This window comes from uncultured Nocardioides sp., from assembly GCF_947488025.1.
Classification (GTDB): Bacteria; Actinomycetota; Actinomycetes; order Propionibacteriales; family Nocardioidaceae; genus Nocardioides.
In genome coordinates this window covers 465,925-488,494 of sequence record NZ_CANKYS010000002.1, presented here as the reverse complement: position 1 = coordinate 488,494, position 22,570 = coordinate 465,925, and the positions used below count along the sequence as shown (strand labels likewise).

Below are 22,570 nucleotides of genomic sequence, written 5' to 3'. Positions count from 1 at the left end.
TCGCGCCTCCTGTCGGTTGGATAGCCTCGGGGCATGCGCATCTGTCGGTTCAGCACGGGCGAGGAGCCCCGCTTCGGCGTCGTCACCGGTGAGGTCGACGAGTTCGGCCAGCCCGCCGAGGACTCGGTCGTCGTGGCCCTCGCCGGCGACCCTCTCTATGCCGGGGTCAAGCTGCTCGAGGAGGAGCACAAGCTCAGCGACGTACGCCTCCTCGCGCCGATCATCCCGCGCAGCAAGGTCGTCGGCATCGGTCGCAACTACGCCGCGCACGCCGCCGAGATGGGCAACGACCTGCCCACCGAGCCGCTGATGTTCCTCAAGCCCAACACGTCGGTGGTGGGTCCCGGCGACCCGATCTTCTACCCGTCGCAGACCAGCAACCTCCACTACGAGGGCGAGCTGGCGGTCGTGATCGGCCGCATCTGCCGCGACGTGCCGGCCGAGCAGGCCACCGACGTCATCTTCGGCTACACCATCGCCAACGACGTGACGGCGCGCGACCTGCAGCGATCCGACGTGCAGTTCACGCGCGCCAAGGGGTTCGACTCGTTCTGCCCGATCGGGCCCTGGATCGAGACCGACCTCGACCCGCAGGCCTTCGCCGACGGTCGTGAGGTGCAGACCTACCTCAACGGCGACCTCGTGCAGGACGGCTCGACCGCCGACATGATCTTCGACGTGCCGACCCTCGTCGCCCACGTCTCGTCGGTGATGACCCTCCTGCCCGGCGACGTCATCCTGACCGGCACCCCCGAGGGTGTCGGGCCGATGGAGGTCGGCGACGAGGTCGAGATCTCGATCGCCGGCATCGGCGCCCTGACCAACCCCGTCGCCCAGAGGAATTGAGCACTCGATGACCACCCCCGACCGCCGGCCCGTCCGCGTCCGCATGGCTCCGTCCCCGACGGGGTCGCCGCACGTCGGCCTCGCCCGCACCGCCCTCTACAACTGGGCGTTCGCGCGACACCACGGCGGCACCTTCGTCTTCCGCATCGAGGACACCGACAAGGCGCGCAACACCGAGGAGTCCTACGACTCGCTCATCGACCTCATGCAGTGGCTCGGCCTCAGCTGGGACGAGGGCGTCGTGGTCGGTGGGGCCCACGGTCCCTACCGCCAGTCCGAGCGCACCGAGATCTACGCCGACGTGCTCGCCCGCCTGCGCGAGTCGTCGTACACCTATGACTGCTTCTGCACGAACGACGAGGTCGAGGCGCGCCGCAAGGCGAGCGGCTCCAAGGTGATGGGCTACGACGGTTTCTGCCGCGAGCTCAGCGACGAGCAGCGGTCCGCCTTCGAGGCCGAGGGCCGCTCCTCGATCGTCCGTTTCCGGATGCCCGACGGGTCGATCACGTGGGACGACCTGGTCCGCGGCGACATCACCTTCGAGACCGAGCACGTGCCCGACTTCGCGCTGTGCCGCGCCAACGGCGACCCGCTCTACACCCTCACTGCGCCGGTCGACGACGCGACGATGGAGATCACCCACGTGCTGCGCGGCGAGGACCTGCTCTCCAGCACCCCCCGCCAGGTCGCGCTCTTCGACGCGCTCAAGGAGCTCGGCGTCGCGAAGGAGACGCCCGCGTTCGGCCACCTGCCCTATGTCATGGGCGAGGGCAACAAGAAGCTCTCCAAGCGCGACCCGCAGGCCCACATGGCGCTCTACCGCGAGCAGGGCTTCCTGCCCGAGGGGCTGCTCAACTACCTCGCCCTGCTGGGCTGGGCCATCGCCGCGGACCGCGACGTCTTCTCGCTCGAGGAGATGGTCGAGAAGTTCGACATCAAGGACGTCAACCCCAACCCGGCGCGCTTCGACCTCAAGAAGGCCGAGGCCATCAACGCCTCGCACATGCGACTGCTCTCGATCGACGAGATCACCCACCGCGTGCTGCCCTTCCTCAAGGAAGCGGGCGTCGTGGGCGACCCGGTGACCGACGCCGACGCCCAGATGCTCGAGCTGGCGATGCCTCTGGTGGCCGAGCGGATCAACAAGCTCACCGAGGCCGCGCCGATGCTCGGCTTCCTGTTCGTCGACGAGGCCGACTTCGAGCGCGACCCCGCCGACGTCGCCAAGCTGCTCGACGAGACGGGCCGCGGCGTCGTCCAGGCGTCGTACGACGCCCTCTCGGGGCTGCACGAGTGGTCGACCGCGGCCATCGAGGAGGCGCTGCGCGTGGCGCTGATCGAGGGCATGGAGCTCAAGCCCCGCGTGGCCTTCGGTCCGGTGCGCGTCGCCGTGACCGGCAAGCGCATCAGCCCCCCACTGTTCGAGTCGCTGGAGCTGCTGGGCCGCGAGCGCAGTCTCGCGCGCCTGCAGTCGGCCCTGGCCTGACGCCGTGCCTGCACCGCTGGCCCCCGACTTCCGGCCGCGCTACCACGAGCTGCACCGGGTGGGCCGACCCGGCTGGTGGCGCTCGGTCGTGGGCGTCGTGCTGCTCCTCGTCCTGGTCTTCGCCGTCGTGCCGCTCGTGGTCGGGGGCATCGCCTTCGTGCTGCTGCTCGCCACGGGGAGCAGCGCGAGCGAGGCCTCGACCGTCCTCGACGTGACGGCGGAGGCGACGCCCGCGGGGCTCGCCCTGCTCAACGTGATCCTCGCCGCGGCGATCCCGCTGACCTTCCTGGTCACCTGGTGGCTGCACCGGCTCAAGCCGCGCTGGGTCTCCTCGGTGGCGCCCCGCCTGCGGTGGGGCTACCTCTTCGTCTGCCTCGGCCTGTCGGTGGTGGCGCTCCTCGCCTCGCTCGGCGTGGCGATGCTGCTGCCCGTGCAGTCCGGCGACATGCCGACGAGCACGGTCAACGACTTCACCTCGCAGACGCGCGACTTCATCCTCGTCATCCTGCTCCTGACCCCGCTCCAGGCCGCAGGCGAGGAGTACCTGTTCCGCGGCTACCTCACCCAGGCCTTCGGATCCTTGGTGTGGGCCAAGCAGCTGTCACAGGCGCTGGCCGTGCTGGGACCGGCGCTGATCTTCGCGCTCTTCCACGGCCTGTCGCAGGACTGGCCGGTCTTCTTCGACCGGTTCGCCTTCGGCGTCGTCGCCGGCATCCTCGTCATCCGCACCGGTGGACTCGAGGCACCGATCGCGATGCACGTCCTCAACAACTTCCTGGCCTTCGGGCTCGCCCTCGCCTTCGGCGACCTGACCACGGCTCTCAACGCGGAGGGCGGCAGCAGCTGGTGGACGATCCTCTCGACGCTGACGCAGTCCCTGGTCTACCTGGGCCTCGCGACGTGGGTGGCGCGGGCGACGGGTCTGGTCACCACAGGACCGCCCGTCGGGGGAGCGTTGCCGCCTGCCGGTGGGGACCCCGTTTTGGCCGTGCCGCCACCCCGCGTGTAACGTTCGGGATCGGTTCCGCAAGGAATCACGTGGGGTCGGGACGATCGCAGGCCGGTCGAACTGATACCCCCATGGGGTATGGTGTAATTGGCAACACGGCTGGTTCTGGTCCAGTTGTTCTAGGTTCGAGTCCTAGTACCCCAGCGGATCCGCCCCACCAGGGGCCGGATTTGGTGCGGAACTCCAACTTCGGTAGAGTTTCGCTCCGCTGCTCCAGGGCAGCAACATGCAAGCCCCCGTCGTCTAGCGGCCTAGGACGTCGCCCTCTCACGGCGGTAACGCCGGTTCAAATCCGGTCGGGGGTACCAACGCATGGAAGGGCCCGGTCTTCGGACCGGGCCCTTCGTCGTCGTCGGGCCCTTCGTCGTCGTGGGGCGGTGCGCCCGGTGGGCTAGCATCCGCGCCCATGACTGACGGACCCCGGCTGGTCGCCGGCATCGACTCATCCACCCAGTCCTGCAAGGTCGTCGTCCGCGACGCCGCAACGGGCGCGCTCGTGCGGCAGGGGCGCGCCGGTCACCCGGACGGCACCGAGGTCCACCCCGACCACTGGTGGGCCGCGCTGCAGGCGGCGGTCGCCGAGGCCGGAGGCCTCGACGACGTGGCGGCGATCAGCGTCGGTGGCCAGCAGCACGGCATGGTCTGCCTCGACGAGGACGGTGCCGTCGTACGCCCTGCGCTGCTGTGGAACGACACGCGTTCGGCCGGCGCCGCGCGCGACCTCGTCGACGAGCTCGGCGGCCCGGAGGAGGGCGGTCGTGCCTGGGCCGAGGCGGTCGGCGTCGTGCCGGTGGCGTCGTTCACGGTGACCAAGCTCCGGTGGCTCGCCGAGCACGAGCCCGACAACGCCCGACGAACGGCCGCGGTGTGCCTGCCCCACGACTGGCTGACCTGGAAGCTGTCCGGGAGCACCGACCTGCGCGACCTCACGACCGACCGGAGCGACGCGAGCGGAACGGGCTACTGGTCGGCCCCGACCGGTGCCTACCGGACGGACCTCCTCGAGCGCGCCTTCGGCGCCGTGCCCCACCTGCCGCGCGTGGTGGCCCCCGGCGAGGTCGCCGGCACCGCGGGCGACGCGGTCCTCGGTGCCGGTGCCGGTGACAACGCGGCCGCCGCCCTGGGGCTGGGGGCGGGGGAGGGCGACGTCGTCGTCTCGATCGGCACCTCCGGCGTCGTCACCGCGGTCACCGGCACTCCGGCCGTCGACCCCACCGGTTCGGTGGCGGGCTTCGCGGACGCCACCGGGCTCTACCTCCCGCTGGTCGCGACCCTCAACGGCGCCCGGGTGCTCGACGCGGCCGCGCGCCTCCTCGACGTCGACCACGACACCCTCTCGCGCCTGGCACTCGAGGCCCCCTCGGGTGCCGGCGGCCTGGTGCTGGTGCCCTACCTCGAGGGTGAGCGCACCCCCAACCTCCCCGACGCGACGGGCTCACTGCACGGGCTCACGCTCGCGACGGCCACCCGGCCGGCGCTGGCACGGGCGAGTGTCGAGGGGCTGGTCTGCAGCCTCGCCGACGGCCTCGACGCCGTGGTGGCCACCGGCGTCACGCCGTCGCGGGTCCTGCTCGTCGGCGGGGCCGCCGCGTCGGAGGCGGTGCGCACGGTGGCCGCCGAGGTGCTCGGTGTTCCCGTCGACGTCCCGCCGCCGGGGGAGTACGTCGCCGACGGTGCCGCCCGGCAGGCAGCGTGGGCCGCGTCGGGCGCGGACGCACCGCCGGAGTGGGTGCGCGAAGGGACCCGGCGCTACGCCGCGGACCCGGTGCCGGCCATCCGCGAGCGCTACGCCGACGGTCGGTCGCGACACCTGGACCGGACCACCTGACATTTCTGCGTCCCGGTCCTTGACGTGACGCCCGTCACCGACTTAGTTTGGCGGTCCGTCAAACTAACTGGGTGACCGAGGTCACACGCAGGATCGAGGACGCTGATGTCGCAGGTGCGGGACGGCTGGTCGACGACCAGCACCGGGGGTGCCGACCAGGGCACCGTCCGCCGCGCGAACCTGTCGCTCGTGCTCCGCAGCCTCCGCGAGGGCGGTGCCCGGTCGCGAGCCAGGCTCGCCGCCGACCTCGGTCTCAACAAGGCGACCGTCTCCAGCCTCGTCACCGAGCTGCGGGAGCGGGGCCTGGTCCGCGAGGGCAGCGCCGAGCGCGGCTCGGTGGGGCGCCCCGGCACGATCGTCGAGATCGACGGCGCCGGCGCCTACGGCCTGGGTGCGGAGATCAACGTCCACCACGTCTCGACCCGCGCGGTCGACCTCGCGGGCACCGTCGTCAGCGAGCGGCGTACGTCGGTGGACACCCGCGGCCTCGAGCCCGACGAGGTGGTCGACCGGCTGGTCGAGCAGCTCAACGGCACGCTGGCTGACCTCGCCGCCCTCGGCGCGACGCCGGTGTCCGCGGTCGTCGGGGTCGCCGGGCTGGTCGACCGCGACCTGGGCAACGTCTCCGTCGCCGCCAACCTCGGGTGGCAGGGCGTCGGGCTGGCCGGGCTCCTGCGTGCCAGGCTCGACGACCCCGCCTACCTCCTCGAGGTGGACAACGAGGCCAACCTGGCGGCCGTCGCCGAGGCGACTCCCGGCGACCCCGAGCGTCGCGACATCCTCGTCATCCACGGTGAGGTCGGCATCGGTGGCGGCATCGTCGCCGACGGCCGGCCCTACCCCGGACGCCGGGGCTACGCCGGCGAGTTCGGGCACATGGTCGTCGACCGCGACGGCAGCGTCTGCGGGTGCGGTCGCACCGGCTGCTGGGAGACCGTCATCGGCCTGAGCCACCTGATCGACCTCGCCGCCGCCGGTGACGACGACCTGCTGCGCTCACCCGTCCTCGACCTCGAGGGCAAGGTCGAGGAGATCAGCCGCCGCGCCGCCGCCGGCGACGAGCGCACGCTCGCCGCGTTGAGCGAGGTCGGCCACTGGGTCGGCGTCGGCGCCGCCGTCCTCGCCAACGTGCTCAACCCAGGCATGATCGTCCTGTCGGGCTACCTCGGCGAGATCGGCGAGTGGATCCGGGCCGAGGTCGAGGCCGAGCTCGCCTCCGGGGTCCTGGTTCCCGACGCGGGCGGCACGCGCATCGCGCTCTCCGAGCTCGGCTTCTCGGCCGCGGTCCACGGCGCCGCCGCGGTCGCCATCGACCACGTCTACGACGACCCGACGCTGGTGCCTCGGGTCGTCCCCACCCTGGAGGTGATGTCATGAACGACACCCCGCTGCTGACGATGCGCGGCATCGTCAAGCGGTTCCCCGGAGTCCTCGCGCTCGGTGGCGTCGAGCTCGAGGTCCGCGCCGGGGAGGTCCACTGCCTGCTGGGCCAGAACGGCGCGGGCAAGTCCACGCTGATCAAGGTCATCTCCGCGAGCTACCAGCCCGACGAGGGGGAGATCCTCTGGGAGGGCAAGCCCGCCGCCCTGTCGACGCCCCAGGCCTCGATGGACCTCGGGATCTCCACGATCTACCAGGAGCTCGACCTCGTCCCCGACCTGAGCGTCGCCGAGAACATCTTCCTCGGTCACGAGCTGAGCACCGCCGGCTTCAGCCAGCGGGGGGAGACGATCCGTCGGACGCGTGAGCTGCTGGCCCGCCTGGGCCACTCGGAGATCCCGCCCACCCGCTCGGTCGGCCGGCTCTCGCCCGCCGCCCAGCAGATCGTCAGCATGGCCCGCGCCCTGTCGCAGGACACGCGCCTGCTGATCCTCGACGAGCCGTCCGCGGTGCTCGACCAGGGCGAGGTCGACAACCTCTTCCGCGTCATCCGCAACCTCACGGCCGAGGGCGTCGCCGTCGTCTACATCTCCCACCGCCTCGAGGAGATCCGCCAGATCGGCGACCGGATCACGGTCCTCAAGGACGGCAGCACCGTCGCCACGGGCCTCGACGTCAACCAGACGCCCACCAGCGAGCTGATCAAGCTGATGACCGGCCGCGCCATCGAGTACGTCTTCCCGCCCCGCGGTGACGCGCCGGCCCCGACCGGTGACCCGGTCCTCGAGGTGATCGGCCTCGAGCTCCCCGGCGTCTTCACCGGCGTCGACCTCAGCGTCCACGCCGGCGAGATCGTCGGTCTCGCCGGTCTCGTGGGCGCCGGCCGCTCGGAGATCCTCGAGACCCTCTACGGCGCGCGCCGTCCCTCTGCCGGCAGCGTCCGGGTCGCGGGCCGCGAGCTGCGCCGCGGGTCGGTGCCTGCCGCGGTCAAGGCCGGAGTCGGGCTCGCCCCGGAGGAGCGCAAGAGCCAGGGCCTGCTCCTCGACCAGGCCATCTACCGCAACATCACCGTGTCCACGCTCGGACGCTTCAGCCGGCTCGGCATGCTCGACAGCCGCTCCGAGCGCAAGCGCTCCGCCGAGGTCGCGGAGTCCCTCGACGTCCGCCCGGCCGGGGTTGATCGCCTCGTGCGCCTCCTGTCGGGCGGCAACCAGCAGAAGGTCGTCCTGGCCCGGTGGCTGATGCGCGAGTGCCGCGTGCTGCTCCTGGACGAGCCCACCCGAGGGGTGGACGTCGGCGCCCGTGCCGAGATCTACACCCTCGTCCGCTCGCTGGCCGACTCCGGCGTCGCCGTCGTGGTCGTGTCGAGCGAGGTAGAGGAGGTGCTCGGTCTCTCTGACCGGGTCCTCGTGGTCCGCGAGGGCCGTGTCGTGCACGAAGGTCCCGCGGACGAGATCGACGAGTCCCGCGTCCTGGACCTGGTCATGGAAGGAAAGGTCGCATGAGCGAGCAGAGCACGAGCCCGGACAGGGGAACGGCGGCCAACACGGTCGCGCCCTCGAGGGACACGGTCACGGTGGAACGAGCCGCCTCGGAGTCCGGACGTGGAGCTGACGGCGGAGGGCTGATGAGCGGCCCGTTCGGGCGCAACCTCGGTCTGGTCGTCGCACTCCTGCTGATCTGCGCAGCCGGGATCATCACCGCGGGCGACCGGTTCGCCAGCATCGACAACACCCTCACGATCCTGCGCTACGCCTCCACCATCGGCGTGGTCAGCATCGGGATGACCTTCGTCATCACCGGTGGCGGCATCGACCTGTCGGTGGGGGCGATCCTGGCCCTCTGCTCGGTCTGGGCCACGACGTTCGCCACCCAGACGATGGCGCAGGACACGCACTGGATCCTCATGGTGTTCGTCGCCCTGGCCGTCGGCTCCGCCTGCGGGCTCGTCAACGGCATCGTCATCGCCTACGGAAAAGTCGTCCCGTTCATCACGACGCTGGCGATGCTGGCCGCCGCCCGCGGTCTCGCCGAGATCATCTCCGAGCGGCGTACGCAGATCGTGACCGTGGACGGCTTCAAGGACTTCTTCTCCGCAGACATCCTCGGCGTGCCGTTGCTCGTCATCATCTTCGCGGTCGTCTCGGTCGCCGGTTGGGTCCTGTTCAACCGGACGACGTTCGGTCGCCGCACGCTCGCCGTCGGCGGCAACCCCGAGGCGGCCCGCCTGGCCGGCATCAACGTCAACCGGCACACCGTGATGCTCTACGTCCTGGTCGGCTTCTGCTGCGGACTCGCGGCGCTCATGCTGGTGAGCCGCACCACCACCGGCAGCTCCACGCACGGCACGCTGCTCGAGCTCGACGTGATCGCGGCCGTCGTCATCGGCGGCACCCTGCTGACGGGTGGTCGCGGCACGATCGTCGGCACCGTGCTGGGTGTGCTCATCTTCGCCACCCTCGGCAACGTGTTCACCCTCAACAACCAGGACACCTCGACCCAGGCGGTCGCCAAGGGCCTGATCATCGTCGTCGCGGTCCTGCTCCAGCAGCGCCTGGCTCGCAACGCGACCTCCACCTAGCCACCCGCACTCGGAACCACCGCACCACCACGCCGGCTCGTCTCGGAGCGCCGGCCGCAGCACCGCACCCATCGAGAACACACACAAGGAGCACGACACATGCGACTGCGCACTCCCCTTCGACGGCACCAGAGCCGCCGCTACTCCGGCCTCGTGGTCGGCGCGGTCGCCGTCCTGTCCCTCGCCGCCTGCACCGGCAGCGCCGAGGATGCCGCTGACGACGAAAACAGCGGCTCCGACTCGGCACCGGCCGCTGCCGACGGCAGCAACGACGAGGAGGGCGACCAGGTCACCATCGGCTTCTCGGCACCCGCCGCGGACCACGGCTGGATGGCCGCCATCACCAACAACGTCCGCGACCTCGCCGAGCAGTACCCCGACATCGACCTCCAGATCGCGGAGGGGACCAACGACGTCAACCTGCAGATCAGCCAGGTCGAGACCTTCATCAACGACGAGGTCGACGCGATCGTCCTGCTCCCGTTCGACGGTGCTGCGATGACGCCCGTCGCGATGAAGGCGATGGAGGCCGGCATCCCGGTCATCAACGTCGACCGCGAGTTCGACGACCCCAACGCCGCGCGTGTCACCGTCCTCGGTGACAACTACGGCATGGGCGTCTCGGCCGGCCAGTACGTCTGCGAGCAGGCCGGTGGCAACAAGGACGCCATCGTCGCCGAGATCGCCGGCATCGACTCGCTGCCGCTCACCCAGGACCGCAGCCAGGGCTTCGAGGACGCGCTGTCCGAGTGCGGCCTCGACGTCGACGCCCGCCAGGCCGCCGAGTTCACCGTCGAGAGCGGCGAGGAGGTCGCGGCGAACCTGCTCCAGGCCGAGCCGCAGATCGACTACCTCTGGAACCACGACGACGACCAGGGTGTCGGCGTCCTCGCCGCCATCGAGAACGCCGGCCGCGACGAGTTCATCATGATCGGTGGCGCCGGCTCGGCCAACGCCATGCGCGCGATCCAGGAGGACAGCGGCGTGCTCAAGGCGACGGTCATCTACCCCTCCACCCAGGGTGCCGACGGCGTCAAGCTGGCCCGCCTCCTGGTCCAGGGCAAGGCGATGAGCGACCTCGTCGAGGTCGAGGTGCCCCGCACCGTCCAGCTCTACGCCCCGGTCGTCACCTCGGACAACGTCGACGAGTTCATCGACTCGGCCTTCGAGTCCTGATCGGTCCCGCGGCGGCTCCCCACCGGGAGCCGCCGCGGCACCCCGGCGCCACCCCCGAGCACCGCACCGAGACACCACATCTGAGCGACCGTCACGACCCGGGTCCGCCGCCCGTCGGCACCCGGGCCCTATGAGCCGCGCCCCGACACTCCAGTCCCGACCCCGACCAGCCCAGAACGAGGAGGTCCGATGACCACCACTCCCGACGCCCCCGACAGCCAGCGTGAGCTGTCGGTCGGCATGGTGGGCTACGCCTTCATGGGCGCTGCGCACTCGCACGCCTGGCGCACCGCCCCGCGGTTCTTCGACCTCCCGCTCCGCCCGCGCATGCGCGCCGTCGCCGGACGCGACCCTCAGGGCGTCCGGGCCGCCGCCGAGCGCCTCGGGTGGGAGTCCACCGAGACCTCGTGGCAGGCCCTCGTCGAGCGTGACGACATCGACCTCGTCGACGTCTGCACCCCCGGCCACACGCACGCCGAGATCGTCATCGCCGCCCTCGAGGCCGGCAAGCACGTCCTGTGCGAGAAGCCGCTGGCCAACAGCGTCGAGGAGGCCGAGGCGATGACCCGCGCCGCCGAGGCGGCCGCCGCCTCCGGCGTCCGCGCGATGGTCGGCTTCACCTACCGACGCGTGCCCGCGATCGCCCTGGCCCGCCAGCTCGTCGCCGAGGGCCGGCTCGGCACGCTGCACCACGTGCGGGCGCAGTACCTCCAGGACTGGATCGTCGACCCGCAGGCTCCGCTCTCGTGGCGCCTGGAGAAGGACAAGGCCGGCTCCGGATCGCTGGGCGACATCGGCGCCCACATCATCGACATCACGCAGTACATCACCGGCGACACCATCAGCCGCGTCAGCGGCCGCCTGCGCACCTTCGTCGAGGAGCGCCCGCTCCCCAGCGAGCACTCCGGCCTCTCCGGCACGGCCGGCTCGGGCACCGGCAAGGTGACCGTGGACGACGCCGCCACCTTCCTCGCCGACTTCCGCGGGGGAGCGATGGGCGTCTTCGAGGCGACCCGCTTCGCGTCGGGCCGCAAGAACGCCATCCGCATCGAGGTCAACGGGTCGAAGGGCAGCATCGCCTTCGACTTCGAGGACATGAACGTCCTCCACTTCTTCGACGGCACCGAGGACGCCCGCACCGCCGGCTTCCGCCGGATCCTCGTCACCGAGCCGCAGCACCCCTACGTCGGCGCGTGGTGGCCCCCGGGCCACGTCATCGGTTACGAGCACGGCTTCATCCACCAGGCCGTCGACCTGGTCCGCGACATCGCGGCCAACAACGACCCCTCCCCATCCTTTGCCGACGGACTCCAGGTGCAGCGCGTCCTGGCCGCGGTCGAGACCAGCTCTGACAACGATTCGTGGCAGGAGATCCCCGCATGACCGACTACACCCCTTCCCCTGAGGACAAGTTCTCGTTCGGCCTCTGGACCGTGGGCTGGCAGGGCACCGACGTGTTCGGCCCCAGCTCCCGCGCGCTGCTGGACCCGGTCGAGGCCACCTACAAGCTCGCCGAGCTCGGTGCCGCCGCCGTCACCTTCCACGACGACGACCTCGTCCCCGACGACGACAAGCGCGACGCCGTCCTCGCGCGCTTCGAGAAGGCGCTCGCCGACACCGGCCTCGCCGTCGAGATGGTGACCACGAACCTCTTCGGACACCCCGTGTTCAAGGAGGGCGCGCTCACCGCCAACAACCGCGAGGTGCGGCGCTACGCGCTCACCAAGGCGCTGCGCAACATCGACCTGGCGGCGTCGCTGGGCGCGAAGACGTTCGTGCTCTGGGGCGGCCGCGAGGGCGCCGAGCACGGTGCCGGGAAGGACGTGCAGGCCGCGCTCGACCGCTACAGCGAGTCGCTCAACCTGCTCTGCGCCTACGTCAAGGAGCAGGGCTACGACATGCGGTTCGCCCTCGAGCCCAAGCCCAACGAGCCGCGCGGCGACATCCTGCTCCCGACCATCGGTCACGCCCTCGCGCTCATCTCCGAGCTCGACGACCCGGACATGGTGGGCCTCAACCCCGAGGTGGGCCACGAGGAGATGGCCGGGCTCAACTTCGCCCACGGCATCAGCCAGGCGCTCTGGCACGACAAGCTCTTCCACGTCGACCTCAACGGCCAGCACGGTCCCCGCTTCGACCAGGACCTGCGCTTCGGCGCGGGCAACGTGCGCGGCGCCTTCTGGACCGTCGACGCCCTGCTGGGCGCGGGCACGGGCAAGGCCTACGACGGCTACGTGCACTTCGACTTCAAGCCCCCGCGTGCCGAGGCCGAGGACGGTGTCTGGGAGTCCGCCCGCGGCTGCATGCGCAACTACCTGATCCTGCGCGACAAGGTCCAGGCCTTCCGTGCCGACCCCGACGTCGTCGCGGCCCTCGAGGCGGCCGAGGTCGGCATGCTCCGCACCCCGACCCTCGCCGAGGGGGAGTCGCTCGCCGACCTCCGCGCGGCGTCGTACGACGTGGAGGGCCTCGGCGCGCGCAGCGTCGGCCAGGAGGCACTCGACCAGCTCGCCCTCGAGCACCTGATGGGCGTGCGCTGAGGAGACCCCGAGGCCCGGCGGGCGCCGAACCCGCCGGGCCCCACCACCCGAACCACCGTCCGTCCGAACCACCGTCCATGCACCACCGATGCACCACCTGACGCACCACCGATCCACCGCACCACCGCGTGACAGGGGCCGAACGCCCGGGGACCCGCCCCGGAACTGATGGAGCGCACATCCGTCACCACAGAAGGGATCGTGATGAACAGACTCATCACGCGACTGCAGAGGCGCTCTCGCGTCGCAGTCGGCTCCAGCATGGCCTTGCTCGTGTCGCTGCCGCTGGGCGCGGGCATCGGGCTGGCCTCCTCGGCAACCGCGGCGCCGAGCACCGAGCGCGCCGCCGCCACCGCCCCCGAGGCGTCGGCCACCGACCGGACCGAGAAGAGGAAGAAGAAGGAGTCCGCGACCACCCTGGGCGACGCGGTCCCGTGGACCGCCGACCCGGCGGCATCGGCTGCGGCGGCCGCGGAGGAGTCGTTCGACGCACTGGTCTTCTCCAAGACCGCGGCGTTCCGCCACGGGAACATCGACGAGGCCACCACCGCCATCCAGGGGCTGGCGGCCGACAACAACTTCACGGTGACGGTCACCGAGGACGGCACCGCCTTCACCGACGCCAACCTCGAGCAGTACGAGGTCGTCATCTTCCTGTCGACCACCGGTGACGTGCTCAACGATGCCGAGCAGGGTGCGTTCGAGCGCTACATCCAGGCCGGTGGCGGCTACGCCGGCATCCACGCCGCGTCCGACACCGAGTACAGCTGGCCGTGGTACGGCGAGCTCGTCGGCTCCTACTTCAACAACCACCCGCCGGGCACCCCCACGGCGACCGTCAAGGTCGAGGACCCCGCGCACCCCTCCACCGCCGGCATCGAGTCGCGCTGGGAGCGCACCGACGAGTGGTACAACTTCCGCACCAACCCCCGCGGCAAGGTCCAGGTGCTCGCCTCGCTGGACGAGTCGACCTACGCCCCGGGCACCGGAGCGATGGGCAACGAGCACCCGATCGCGTGGTGCCAGGACTACGACGGCGGCCGCAGCTGGTACACCGGGATGGGCCACACCGAGGCGTCGTTCACCGACGCCAAGTTCCTCAAGCACGTCCTTGGCGGCATCGAGACCGCGGCCGGCGTGGTCGACTCCGACTGCAAGGCCACCCTGGAGCCGAGCTTCGAGAAGGTCGCGCTCGACGAGAACACCTCGAACCCCATGGAGCTCGCCATCGCCGACGACGGCCGGGTGTTCTACGTCGACCGCAACGGCGACGTGAAGATCATCCTGCCCAACGGCAACGTGGTGACCGCCGGCAACATCCCGGTCTACACCGGGCAGGAGTTCGGCATGCTCGGCCTCGCGCTCGACCCGGACTTCGCCACCAACAACTGGGTCTACCTGTACTACTCGCCCGCGGGCTCGGTGGCCACCGACCGCATCTCCCGCTACACGATGTCGGGCAACACGTTGCAAGTCGACACCGCCACGACGATCCTCGACGTGCCGACGCAACGTGAGCAGTGCTGCCACGCGGGTGGCGCGATGGAGTTCGACAACGACGGCAACCTCTACCTCGCCACCGGTGACAACACCAACCCGTTCGACTCCGGCGGTTACACCCCGATCGACGAACGGCCCGGCCGCAGCGCCTGGGACGCCCAGCGCACGTCTGCGAACTCCAACTCACTGATGGGCAAGGTGCTGCGCATCAAGCCCCTGGCGGCCGGCGGCTACAGCATCCCGGAGGGCAATCTCTTCGACGAGGCCGAGGACGCCGACGACAAGACCCGTCCCGAGATCTACGCGATGGGCTTCCGCAACCCGTTCCGGATCGGCCTCGACGAGCAGAACAACAACCTGCTCGTCGCCGACTACGGTCCGGACGCAGGCTCGGTCAGCGCCACACGTGGGCCCAACGGGCGCGTCGAGTGGAACATTCTCGACGAGCCCGGCAACTACGGCTGGCCCTACTGCGTCGGCGACAACACCCCCTACAACGACTACAACTTCGCCAGCGGCACCGCCGGCGCGGCCTTCGACTGCGCCAACCCGGTCAACGACTCGCCCAACAACACGGGCCTGACCGACCTGCCGCCGGCGAAGGCGGCCGTCATGTGGCAGAGCAACAACGCCTCGCTCACCGGCACGCCGGAGATCGGGTCCAGCGGTGGACCGATGACCTCGGGCACCTACTCCTACGACCCCGACCTGGCCTCCGACCGCAAGTGGCCCGCCTACTTCGACAGCAAGGCGATCTGGGCCGACTGGAACAACAGCCGGCTGTTCACGGTGCAGCTCAACGAGGCCGGGACCGACGACGCCGACATCAACCGCTTCCTGCCGAACCTGCCCATGCGGCGTCCGCACGCCCTGCAGTTCGGGCCTGACGGCGCGCTCTACATGATCGAGTGGGGCAGCGGCTTCAACGGCAACAACACCGACTCCGGCATCTACCGGATCGACTACGTCGAGGGCAACCGTGCGCCGGTGGCCAGGGCCACGACCGACAGGACGTCGGGTCCCGCGCCGCTGACCGTGCAGTTCGACGGCACGACCTCTTTCGACGCCGACACCGGTGACGCCACGGGCCTGACCTACGCGTGGGACTTCGACGGCGACGGCACCACCGACGCCACCACCCCGACGGGCAGCTGGACCTACACGGAGGCGGGTGACTACACCGCGCGCCTCACCGTGACCGACGAGGGAGAGCGGACCGGCACGACCAACGTCGACATCACGGCGGGCAACACCGCCCCGACCGTCGAGTTCGTCCTGCCCCCGGACGGCGGCTTCTTCGAGTTCGGTGACTACCTGGAGTACGAGGTCGAGGTGAGCGACCCCGAGGACGGCACGATCGACTGCGACCGCGTCGTCGTCCAGCCCGGGCTCGGCCACGACCAGCACTCGCACGACTACGAGCAGTACCGGGGCTGCAGCGGCACCCTCGCGCTGCCCGGTGACACCGGCCATGTGGGCGCCAACATCTTCGGCACCATCAAGGCCACCTACACCGACAGCGGTGCCGGCGTGGCCGGCGAGCTGACGGGCGTCGACGGCATCATCCTGCACACCAAGAAGAAGGAGGCCGAGTACTTCGACCGCACCGGTCGCACCGGGGCCAACACCTCGGGCACCCCCGGCGTCACGACCCAGACCACGACCGACACCGACGGCGGCCAGAACGTCAACGGAGTCGAGACCGGTGACTGGTTCGCCTGGGACGTGATGAACCTGACCAACATCACCGGCGTCTCGATGCGTGCGGCCTCCACCACGGCCGGCGCGGCGTTCGAGATCCGGCAGGGTTCGCCCACGGGCACCGTGATCGGCACGCTGGACGTGCCCAACACGGGCGGTGCTCAGACCTACCAGGACGTGTCGACCACCTTCACCGGAGCCTCGACCGACAGCGAGCCGCTGTTCGTCGTGGCCACCACGGGTGGCGCCAACGTCAACTGGCTGCGCTTCAACGGCCGGGGCGTCACGGACAACCAGCCCCCGGCCGTCTCGATCGAGGCCAGCACGACCAACGGCGAGGCACCCCTGCCCGTGCAGTTCACCAGCACGGTCGAGGACGCCGACGGTGACATCCCTGTCACCTACGCGTGGGACTTCGGGGACGACACCAGCTCCACCGACGCCAACCCGAGCCACACCTACACCACGCCGGGCACGTACGTCGTCACGGCGGTCGTGACCGACTCGCGCGGGGCGAAGACCACCCGCACGCTGGAGGTGAGGGTCAGGGCAGCGCAGGACATCTGCTTCAGCGGTCGCTCCGACGACTTCGTGGGAGATGCCCTCGACACCGAGCGGTGGAACCGGAGCGTGCGCGTCGACCAGGCGCTCACCGTGGCCGATGGGACGCTCAACATCCCGCTGACCAACTCCGACATCTACCAGGGCACCAACACCACGCCCAACATCGTCCTCCAGGACCTGCCGGGCGGGGCCTTCGAGGTCACGACCAAGCTCACGCTGCCTGCCGTCCGCGGCTACCAGCAGGGTGGCCTGATCGTCTACGGCGATGACAACAACTACCTCAAGCTCGTCTACTCCGGTCGTTCCACGGCCGCGGCGGGCAGCAAGGCGGCCAACGTCATCCAGTTCGCCAAGGAGGTCAACGGCACGGCATCGGAGTCCAACTCCACCGCCCTCGGCGCGGACTTCCCCGACACCGTGTGGCTGCGGATGACGAGCACCGACGGCAACGTCGTCACTCCGACCTACAGCACAGACGGGGCCACCTGGCTCCCCATCACGACGTCGAACGGCACGGCCGCTCCCCGCGACCTGTCCGGCATCACCGCACCGAAGGTCGGCCTGCTCGCCCTGGGCAGCACGGCAGCGGGTGCGGCCGACAACATCACTGCCGAGTTCGACTACTTCACCCTGACCCCTGACGACACGGCCGTGCCCTGCACCGAGCCCTGCGTCGTCGAGGAGTTCAACGGCCAGTCCCTGGCGTCCCCGCCGTGGACCGTCGTACGACCGAGCGGGAACCTCACGGTCTCCGACGGCTCGGTGAAGATCCCGATGGAGGCGACCGACCTCTACCAGACGACGAACACCGCCCGCGACCTGGTCCTCCGTGACCTGCCCGAGGGTCCGTTCGTCGCCACGACCAAGGTCACCGCACCGATCAACAGGTCCTACCAGTCGGCAGGCCTGCTCATCTACGGAGACGACGACAACTACCTCAAGCACGTCTTCCAGGGACGCAGCGGGGACCCCGACGCCGCGTCCAACATCATCCAGACGGCGCGGGAGACCGCAGCCAGTGCCGTCGAGACCAACACGCCGGGCCTCGGGGCGGAGTTCCCGACCACCGTGTGGCTGCGGCTGACCAGCGAGGACGGCATCGAGGTCCTCGGCAGCTACAGCACCGACGGTGAGTCGTGGACGGACATGGACGCCGGCTACAGCATCGCCGGCCTCACCGACCCGAAGATCGGCCTCCTCTCCGCCGCCAACCAGACGGCCGGAGCCGGGATCACGGCGAGCTTCGACTTCTTCACCCTCGGTGAGGACGACACCTGCGAGCCGGGTGGCGAGGAGCCGGGCGACACCACGTCACCGACGACGACCATCTCCGTCCCGGACGCCACCGGCCAGGCCGGCTGGTACACCACGCGGCCGTCGTTCACCCTGGCCGCTGCCGACAAGACGGACGGGTCGGGCGTCGCCTCGACCGAGTACCGCATCGCCGGGGGCGACTGGACGCCCTACACCGGTGCCGTCCAGGTCACGGGTGAGGGTTCGCGCCTGGTCGAGTACCGCTCGACCGACGAGGCCGGCAACGTGGAGGCGACGAAGTCGCTGACGGTCAAGATCGACACGGTCGCACCGACCGCGACGATCACGGTGCCCGACGCCACGGGCCAGGACGGGTGGCACACCAGCCGTCCGTCGTTCACCCTGGCGGGCACCGACGCTGCGGGCGGGTCGGGCCTCGGCTCGATCGAGTACCGCATCGACGGCGGGGACTGGATGCCCTACTCCATCGCGGTCCCGGTGACCGGCGAGGGTGAGCGCCTGGTCGAGTACCGCTCGACCGACGTGGCGGGCAACGTCTCGGAGCTCGGTTCGGAGACCGTCAAGGTCGACACCGCTCCTCCGGTCGTCACCACGGCCGAGACCGGCAGCACCACCAAGACGGTCACGCTGACCGCCACCGACGCCACCTCGGGTGTGGCAGGCATCGAGTACCGGATCGGCGACGCCACCACGTGGAGCGCGTACGACGCCCCGCTGACGTTCGACGAGCCGGGGACCTACCTGGTGCGCTACCGCGCGGCCGACAAGGCGGGCAACACCGCGGGCGGACAGCTCGAGGTCGTCGTCAGCGAGCCGGGTGAGCCGGTCGAGCCGGCGAAGCCGTCGGTCACCATGACCACGGCACCCGCCGCGGCCAACGGTCGTGCCAACTGGTTCACCGCACCCGTCACGGTCACCCTCGCGGGTGCCGGCGGCGAGGGTCGGGTCTCGATCCAGTACCGCATCGACAACGGCCCGTGGACGGCGTACACCGCGCCGTTCAAGGTCAGCGCCGACGGCGTCACCCGGGTCCAGGCCCGGGCCACCGACGCCGCCGGGACGACCTCGGCGATCGAGACGACCACCATCAAGATGGACGCCACGGCGCCCATGGTGGCCGTCGACGGCATCGCCGACGGCGCCAAGCTCGACGTCGCCGCGGTCCGGACCGCACGGGTCACGGTCTCCGACGCCACGTCGGGTGCCGCCGAGCAGGTGGTCCGACTCGACGGAGAGGTGGTGAACGCTCCGGTGCGCCTCGACGCGATGTCGCTGGCACCGGGCCGTCACACCCTCGAGGTCACCGTCCTCGACGAGGCCGGCAACCAGGCCTCGCAGGCGGTCACCTTCCGGGTGGTGGTCCGGTCCTACGGGAAGGTCAAGAAGCTCGTCAACCGACTCGACGACCAGGGCCTGGTCGGTCCGAAGCTGGCCAAGAAGCTGAAGAAGCAGCTCCAGGCCGCCAACCGTGCCGACCGTCGCAAGGACGCAGGGCAGGCCGTCAGGTCGCTCAAGCGCTTCGAGCGGCTCGCCTCCCGGGTGGGCGACAAGGAGGTGAGGCTCGCACTCAAGCGCCTGTCGCGCACGCTGAAGTCGCAGCTGTAGGCGCCGGCGAGCACGAGGACGTCCGACGTCGGGCGGCTCGGCCACCACAGCACCCTCGGGTGAGGTGAACCGGCGCGTACGCAGGATCGGCCCTGCGTGCGAGCCGGAGGCCGGGCCCCCGACCGGGCGGGGAGTGGTGCCGCAAGACGCCGCCCCCAAGCGGCCGGTGCCGGGACACGGCGCTCCGTCCCGGCACCGGTCCGCGCCGGCCGACCGGCCACCAGATAGCACTGGACCACCCGCACGACCCGCACCATCCGCACGACCAGCCGAAACGCACCACCACTACCTGAGGAGCACACATGCCACGCCCCGTCACCCTGTTCACCGGCCAGTGGGCCGACCTGCCGTTCGAGGAGATGTGCAAGCTCGCCTCCGGCTGGGGCTACGACGGCCTCGAGCTGGCCTGCTGGGGCGACCACTTCGACCCGTGGGCAGCGGTCGAGGACGAGTCCTACGTCCCGGCCAAGCTGGAGATGCTCAAGAAGTACGACCTGCAGGTCTTCGCGATCAGCAACCACCTCAAGGGCCAGGCGGTCTGCGACGACCCGATCGACGCCCGCCACCGCGACATCCTCCCCGACCGCATCTGGGGCGACGGCGACGCCGAGGGCGTGCGCCAGCGCGCCGCGGAGGAGATGAAGATGACCGCGCGCGCCGCGCGCAAGCTCGGGGTCGACGTCGTCGTCGGGTTCACCGGGTCCTCGATCTGGAAGTACGTCGCGATGTTCCCGCCGGCCTCCCAGGCGCTCGTCGACGCCGGCTACCAGGACTTCGCCGACCGGTGGAACCCGATCCTCGACGTCTTCGACAGCGAGGGCGTGAAGTTCGCCCACGAGGTGCACCCGTCCGAGATCGCCTACGACTACTGGACCACCGTGGCCGCGCTCGAGGCGATCGACCACCGCGAGGCGTTCGGCCTCAACTGGGACCCCTCGCACTTCGTCTGGCAGGACCTCGACCCGGTCGGCTTCCTGTGGGACTTCAAGGACCGGATCTACCACGTCGACTGCAAGGACGCGAAGAAGCAGGTCGGCAACGGTCGCAACGGTCGCATGGGCTCCCACCTGGCCTGGGCCGACCCGCGCCGCGGGTGGGACTTCGTCTCGACCGGTCATGGCGACGTGCCGTGGGAGGCGTGCTTCCGGATGCTCAACACGATCGGCTACGACGGCCCGATCTCGGTGGAGTGGGAGGACGCCGGCATGGACCGTCTCGTCGGCGCTCCGGAGGCGCTCGAGTTCGTGCGGCGGCTGGCGTTCGACGCCCCGGCCGCGTCCTTCGACGCGGCCTTCTCGACCTCGTCCTGACCCACCGGACGTCCACCTGGACGTCCACCTGAACGTCCACCGTGCCCCCGCCCACCAGTCCGAGGAGGACGACATGAACACCACGCCCGAGGTGACGGCCAGGACAGGCGTGTGGTTCGTGGGTGCGCGGGGCTCGGTGGCCACCACAGCGGTGGTCGGTGCGTACGCCGTGGCGCATGGCCTCGCACCGACCACCGCTCTCGTGACAGAGCTGCCGGACCTGCGGCCCGACGGCCTGCCGCCCCTGGCGGGCCTGGTCTTCGGCGGCCACGACGTCAGCGCCCAGTCGCTGCTCAAGCGGGCCGAGGAGCTCGCGGCCGGCGGCGTCGTCCCGACAGCCCTGGTGGACGCCGCCCGCGCCCACCTCGAGGCCGTGGACGCCGACGTACGACCCGGCCACGCGGCTGGGTCGGCCACCGCCGCCGAGGCGGTGGAGCGGCTCGCCGCCGACATCGCCGACTTCCGCGACCGGCACCGGCTCGACCGCGTGGTCGTGGTCGACGTCGCCAGCACCCAGCCGCCGGTCCCCGACCCCGACTCGATGACGGCCGTCGACGACGCGCTGCCGGTCGGGGCCGTCTACGCGCTGGCGGCCTTCCGCGCCGGCGCGTCCTTCGTCTCCTTCACCCCCAGCCCGTGCCTGCGGCTGCCGGTCGTGGTCGAGGCGGCGCGACGCGGCGGCCTGCCCTGGGCCGGGTGCGACGGCAAGACAGGGGAGACCCTGCTCAAGTCGGCGCTCGCGCCGATGTTCGTGATGCGCGCCCTCGACCTGCGGTCGTGGACGTCGGTCAACCTGCTCGGCGGTGGCGACGGTGCGACCCTGGCCGACCCCGAGGCGGCGCGGAGCAAGACCGTCGCCAAGCGCAGTGGCCTCGACGCCATGGTCGGCCGGGCGGTCCCGGGGCCGATGCACATCGACCAGGTCGAGGACCTGGGGGAGTGGAAGACGGCGTGGGACCACGTCCGGTTCGACGGCTTCCTCGGCACCCGCATGACGCTCCAGCTCACCTGGGAGGGGTGCGACTCCGCGCTCGCCGCGCCGCTGGTCCTCGACCTCGCACGGCTGGTGTCCGCCGCGCACGCGGTCGGGCGGACCGGTCCCCTCCCCGAGCTCGCCTTCTTCTTCAAGGACCCGGTGGGAGGCACCGAGCACCGGCTGGCCCAGCAGTGGGACGACCTCGTTGCCTGGCGCCACGGGCTCGAGGCATGAGCGCCACACCACCGCCGCGCGCCGGACGCGTCGCCGCCGTCCTCGCGAGCCTCGCCGCCGTCCTGGCGCTGCTCGCGTGGGCTCCGCCCGCAGCGGCGCACGCGGAGCTGCTCTCCTCCGACCCCTCGGAGTCCGGGGTGCTGGAGGCGCTGCCCTCGCGCGCCATCCTCACCTTCTCCGGTGCGGTCAGCGAGGTCCACGAGGTCACCGTGACCGGGCCCGACGGCAGCGTCGCCAACGGCGACGCCACCTCGGTCGGGGCGGAGGTCCGCCAGAACCTGTGGGCGGGGCCCGACGGCGCCTACACCCTCACCTACGACGTGCTGTCCACCGACGGTCACGAGATCGCCGGGGAGATCAACTTCGAGATCGGCGGCGGCACCCTCGCTGGAGACGAGGAGGCCGCGGCAGGCGCGTCCTCCTCGTCCGACACCGCCCCGGAGGGCGTGCTCCGCGGCGTCGTCGTGCCGGCAGCGGTGGTGCTGCTGTCCGGCGCCTGTGCGCTGGTGCTGTGGCACCGACGTCGGGCTCCCGGCAGCACCACCTGACCGGCGCGCGG

The 22,570-nt window shown here is 70.9% G+C and carries 14 protein-coding genes and 2 tRNA genes; all 16 read left to right on the top strand.

Features of this window, described 5'->3' with window-relative positions; translation table 11 throughout:
- The first annotated feature begins 33 nt into the window (after positions 1 to 33).
- The 16 genes from Q1B24_RS05725 to Q1B24_RS05650 all read left to right on the top strand — a co-directional run bounded on the left by Q1B24_RS05725 (position 34) and on the right by Q1B24_RS05650 (position 22,559).
- Positions 34 to 846 carry a fumarylacetoacetate hydrolase family protein gene (locus Q1B24_RS05725; protein WP_299924556.1) on the top strand — a complete coding sequence of 271 codons (813 nt, stop codon included), beginning with the start codon at positions 34 to 36 and terminating at the stop codon, positions 844 to 846.
- Positions 847 to 853: 7 nt separating this feature from the next.
- Entirely contained in the window at positions 854 to 2,332 is a 1,479-nt protein-coding gene (gene gltX, locus Q1B24_RS05720) for a glutamate--tRNA ligase (protein ID WP_299924553.1), read from the top strand.
- A gap of 4 nt (positions 2,333 to 2,336) precedes the next feature.
- On the top strand, positions 2,337 to 3,341 hold the full coding sequence (locus Q1B24_RS05715; protein ID WP_299924550.1) for a CPBP family intramembrane glutamic endopeptidase: 1,005 nt from the start codon (positions 2,337 to 2,339) through the stop codon (positions 3,339 to 3,341).
- 72 nt (positions 3,342 to 3,413) lie between these two features.
- Positions 3,414 to 3,485: transfer RNA gene (locus Q1B24_RS05710), tRNA-Gln, on the top strand.
- An 88-nt stretch (positions 3,486 to 3,573) separates the two neighbouring features.
- Positions 3,574 to 3,649 (top strand) — tRNA-Glu (locus tag Q1B24_RS05705).
- Positions 3,650 to 3,747: 98 nt separating this feature from the next.
- Positions 3,748 to 5,169: a xylulokinase gene (gene xylB / locus Q1B24_RS05700; RefSeq protein WP_299924547.1), complete on the top strand. Its 1,422-nt coding sequence runs from the start codon at positions 3,748 to 3,750 to the stop codon at positions 5,167 to 5,169.
- Between the two features lie 105 nt (positions 5,170 to 5,274).
- Positions 5,275 to 6,546 (top strand): ROK family transcriptional regulator, encoded by a 1,272-nt coding sequence (locus Q1B24_RS05695; protein ID WP_299924544.1) that lies wholly within the window; start codon positions 5,275 to 5,277, stop codon positions 6,544 to 6,546.
- Positions 6,543 to 8,054, top strand: coding sequence for a sugar ABC transporter ATP-binding protein (locus tag Q1B24_RS05690; RefSeq protein WP_299924541.1), 1,512 nt, complete (start codon positions 6,543 to 6,545; stop codon positions 8,052 to 8,054). Before Q1B24_RS05695 ends, Q1B24_RS05690 begins: the two co-directional genes overlap by 4 nt.
- Before the next feature lie 122 nt (positions 8,055 to 8,176).
- Positions 8,177 to 9,130 (top strand): ABC transporter permease, encoded by a 954-nt coding sequence (locus Q1B24_RS05685; RefSeq protein ID WP_299924538.1) that lies wholly within the window; start codon positions 8,177 to 8,179, stop codon positions 9,128 to 9,130.
- A 99-nt stretch (positions 9,131 to 9,229) separates the two neighbouring features.
- Positions 9,230 to 10,306: a substrate-binding domain-containing protein gene (locus tag Q1B24_RS05680; protein ID WP_299924536.1), complete on the top strand. Its 1,077-nt coding sequence runs from the start codon at positions 9,230 to 9,232 to the stop codon at positions 10,304 to 10,306.
- A 189-nt stretch (positions 10,307 to 10,495) separates the two neighbouring features.
- Positions 10,496 to 11,689 (top strand): Gfo/Idh/MocA family oxidoreductase, encoded by a 1,194-nt coding sequence (locus Q1B24_RS05675; RefSeq protein ID WP_299924533.1) that lies wholly within the window; start codon positions 10,496 to 10,498, stop codon positions 11,687 to 11,689.
- Entirely contained in the window at positions 11,686 to 12,846 is a 1,161-nt protein-coding gene (gene xylA, locus Q1B24_RS05670; protein ID WP_299924529.1) for a xylose isomerase, read from the top strand. The genes Q1B24_RS05675 and xylA overlap by 4 nt, the downstream gene beginning before the upstream one ends.
- Before the next feature lie 261 nt (positions 12,847 to 13,107).
- Positions 13,108 to 19,491 (top strand): ThuA domain-containing protein, encoded by a 6,384-nt coding sequence (locus tag Q1B24_RS05665; RefSeq protein ID WP_299924526.1) that lies wholly within the window; start codon positions 13,108 to 13,110, stop codon positions 19,489 to 19,491.
- 302 nt (positions 19,492 to 19,793) lie between these two features.
- On the top strand, positions 19,794 to 20,801 hold the full coding sequence (locus Q1B24_RS05660) for a sugar phosphate isomerase/epimerase family protein (RefSeq protein ID WP_299924523.1): 1,008 nt from the start codon (positions 19,794 to 19,796) through the stop codon (positions 20,799 to 20,801).
- A 73-nt stretch (positions 20,802 to 20,874) separates the two neighbouring features.
- On the top strand, positions 20,875 to 22,011 hold the full coding sequence (locus tag Q1B24_RS05655) for an inositol-3-phosphate synthase (RefSeq protein WP_299924520.1): 1,137 nt from the start codon (positions 20,875 to 20,877) through the stop codon (positions 22,009 to 22,011).
- Positions 22,008 to 22,559 carry a copper resistance CopC family protein gene (locus tag Q1B24_RS05650; protein WP_299924517.1) on the top strand — a complete coding sequence of 184 codons (552 nt, stop codon included), beginning with the start codon at positions 22,008 to 22,010 and terminating at the stop codon, positions 22,557 to 22,559. Before Q1B24_RS05655 ends, Q1B24_RS05650 begins: the two co-directional genes overlap by 4 nt.
- Positions 22,560 to 22,570 lie beyond the last annotated feature (11 nt).

Bases quoted from the DNA above. Each gene is read 5' to 3' on its own strand.
- Q1B24_RS05725 (WP_299924556.1), top strand. From the start codon at position 34: ATGCGCATCTGTCGGTTCAGCACGGGCGAGGAGCCCCGCTTCGGCGTC.
- xylB (WP_299924547.1), top strand. From the start codon at position 3,748: ATGACTGACGGACCCCGGCTGGTCGCCGGCATCGACTCATCCACCCAG.
- Q1B24_RS05655 (WP_299924520.1), top strand. From the start codon at position 20,875: ATGAACACCACGCCCGAGGTGACGGCCAGGACAGGCGTGTGGTTCGTG.
- Q1B24_RS05660 (WP_299924523.1), top strand. From the start codon at position 19,794: ATGCCACGCCCCGTCACCCTGTTCACCGGCCAGTGGGCCGACCTGCCG.
- gltX (WP_299924553.1), top strand. From the start codon at position 854: ATGACCACCCCCGACCGCCGGCCCGTCCGCGTCCGCATGGCTCCGTCC.
- Q1B24_RS05685 (WP_299924538.1), top strand. From the start codon at position 8,177: ATGAGCGGCCCGTTCGGGCGCAACCTCGGTCTGGTCGTCGCACTCCTG.
- Q1B24_RS05695 (WP_299924544.1), top strand. From the start codon at position 5,275: ATGTCGCAGGTGCGGGACGGCTGGTCGACGACCAGCACCGGGGGTGCC.
- Q1B24_RS05665 (WP_299924526.1), top strand. From the start codon at position 13,108: ATGGCCTTGCTCGTGTCGCTGCCGCTGGGCGCGGGCATCGGGCTGGCC.
- Q1B24_RS05675 (WP_299924533.1), top strand. From the start codon at position 10,496: ATGACCACCACTCCCGACGCCCCCGACAGCCAGCGTGAGCTGTCGGTC.
- xylA (WP_299924529.1), top strand. From the start codon at position 11,686: ATGACCGACTACACCCCTTCCCCTGAGGACAAGTTCTCGTTCGGCCTC.
- Q1B24_RS05690 (WP_299924541.1), top strand. From the start codon at position 6,543: ATGAACGACACCCCGCTGCTGACGATGCGCGGCATCGTCAAGCGGTTC.
- Q1B24_RS05680 (WP_299924536.1), top strand. From the start codon at position 9,230: ATGCGACTGCGCACTCCCCTTCGACGGCACCAGAGCCGCCGCTACTCC.
- Q1B24_RS05650 (WP_299924517.1), top strand. From the start codon at position 22,008: ATGAGCGCCACACCACCGCCGCGCGCCGGACGCGTCGCCGCCGTCCTC.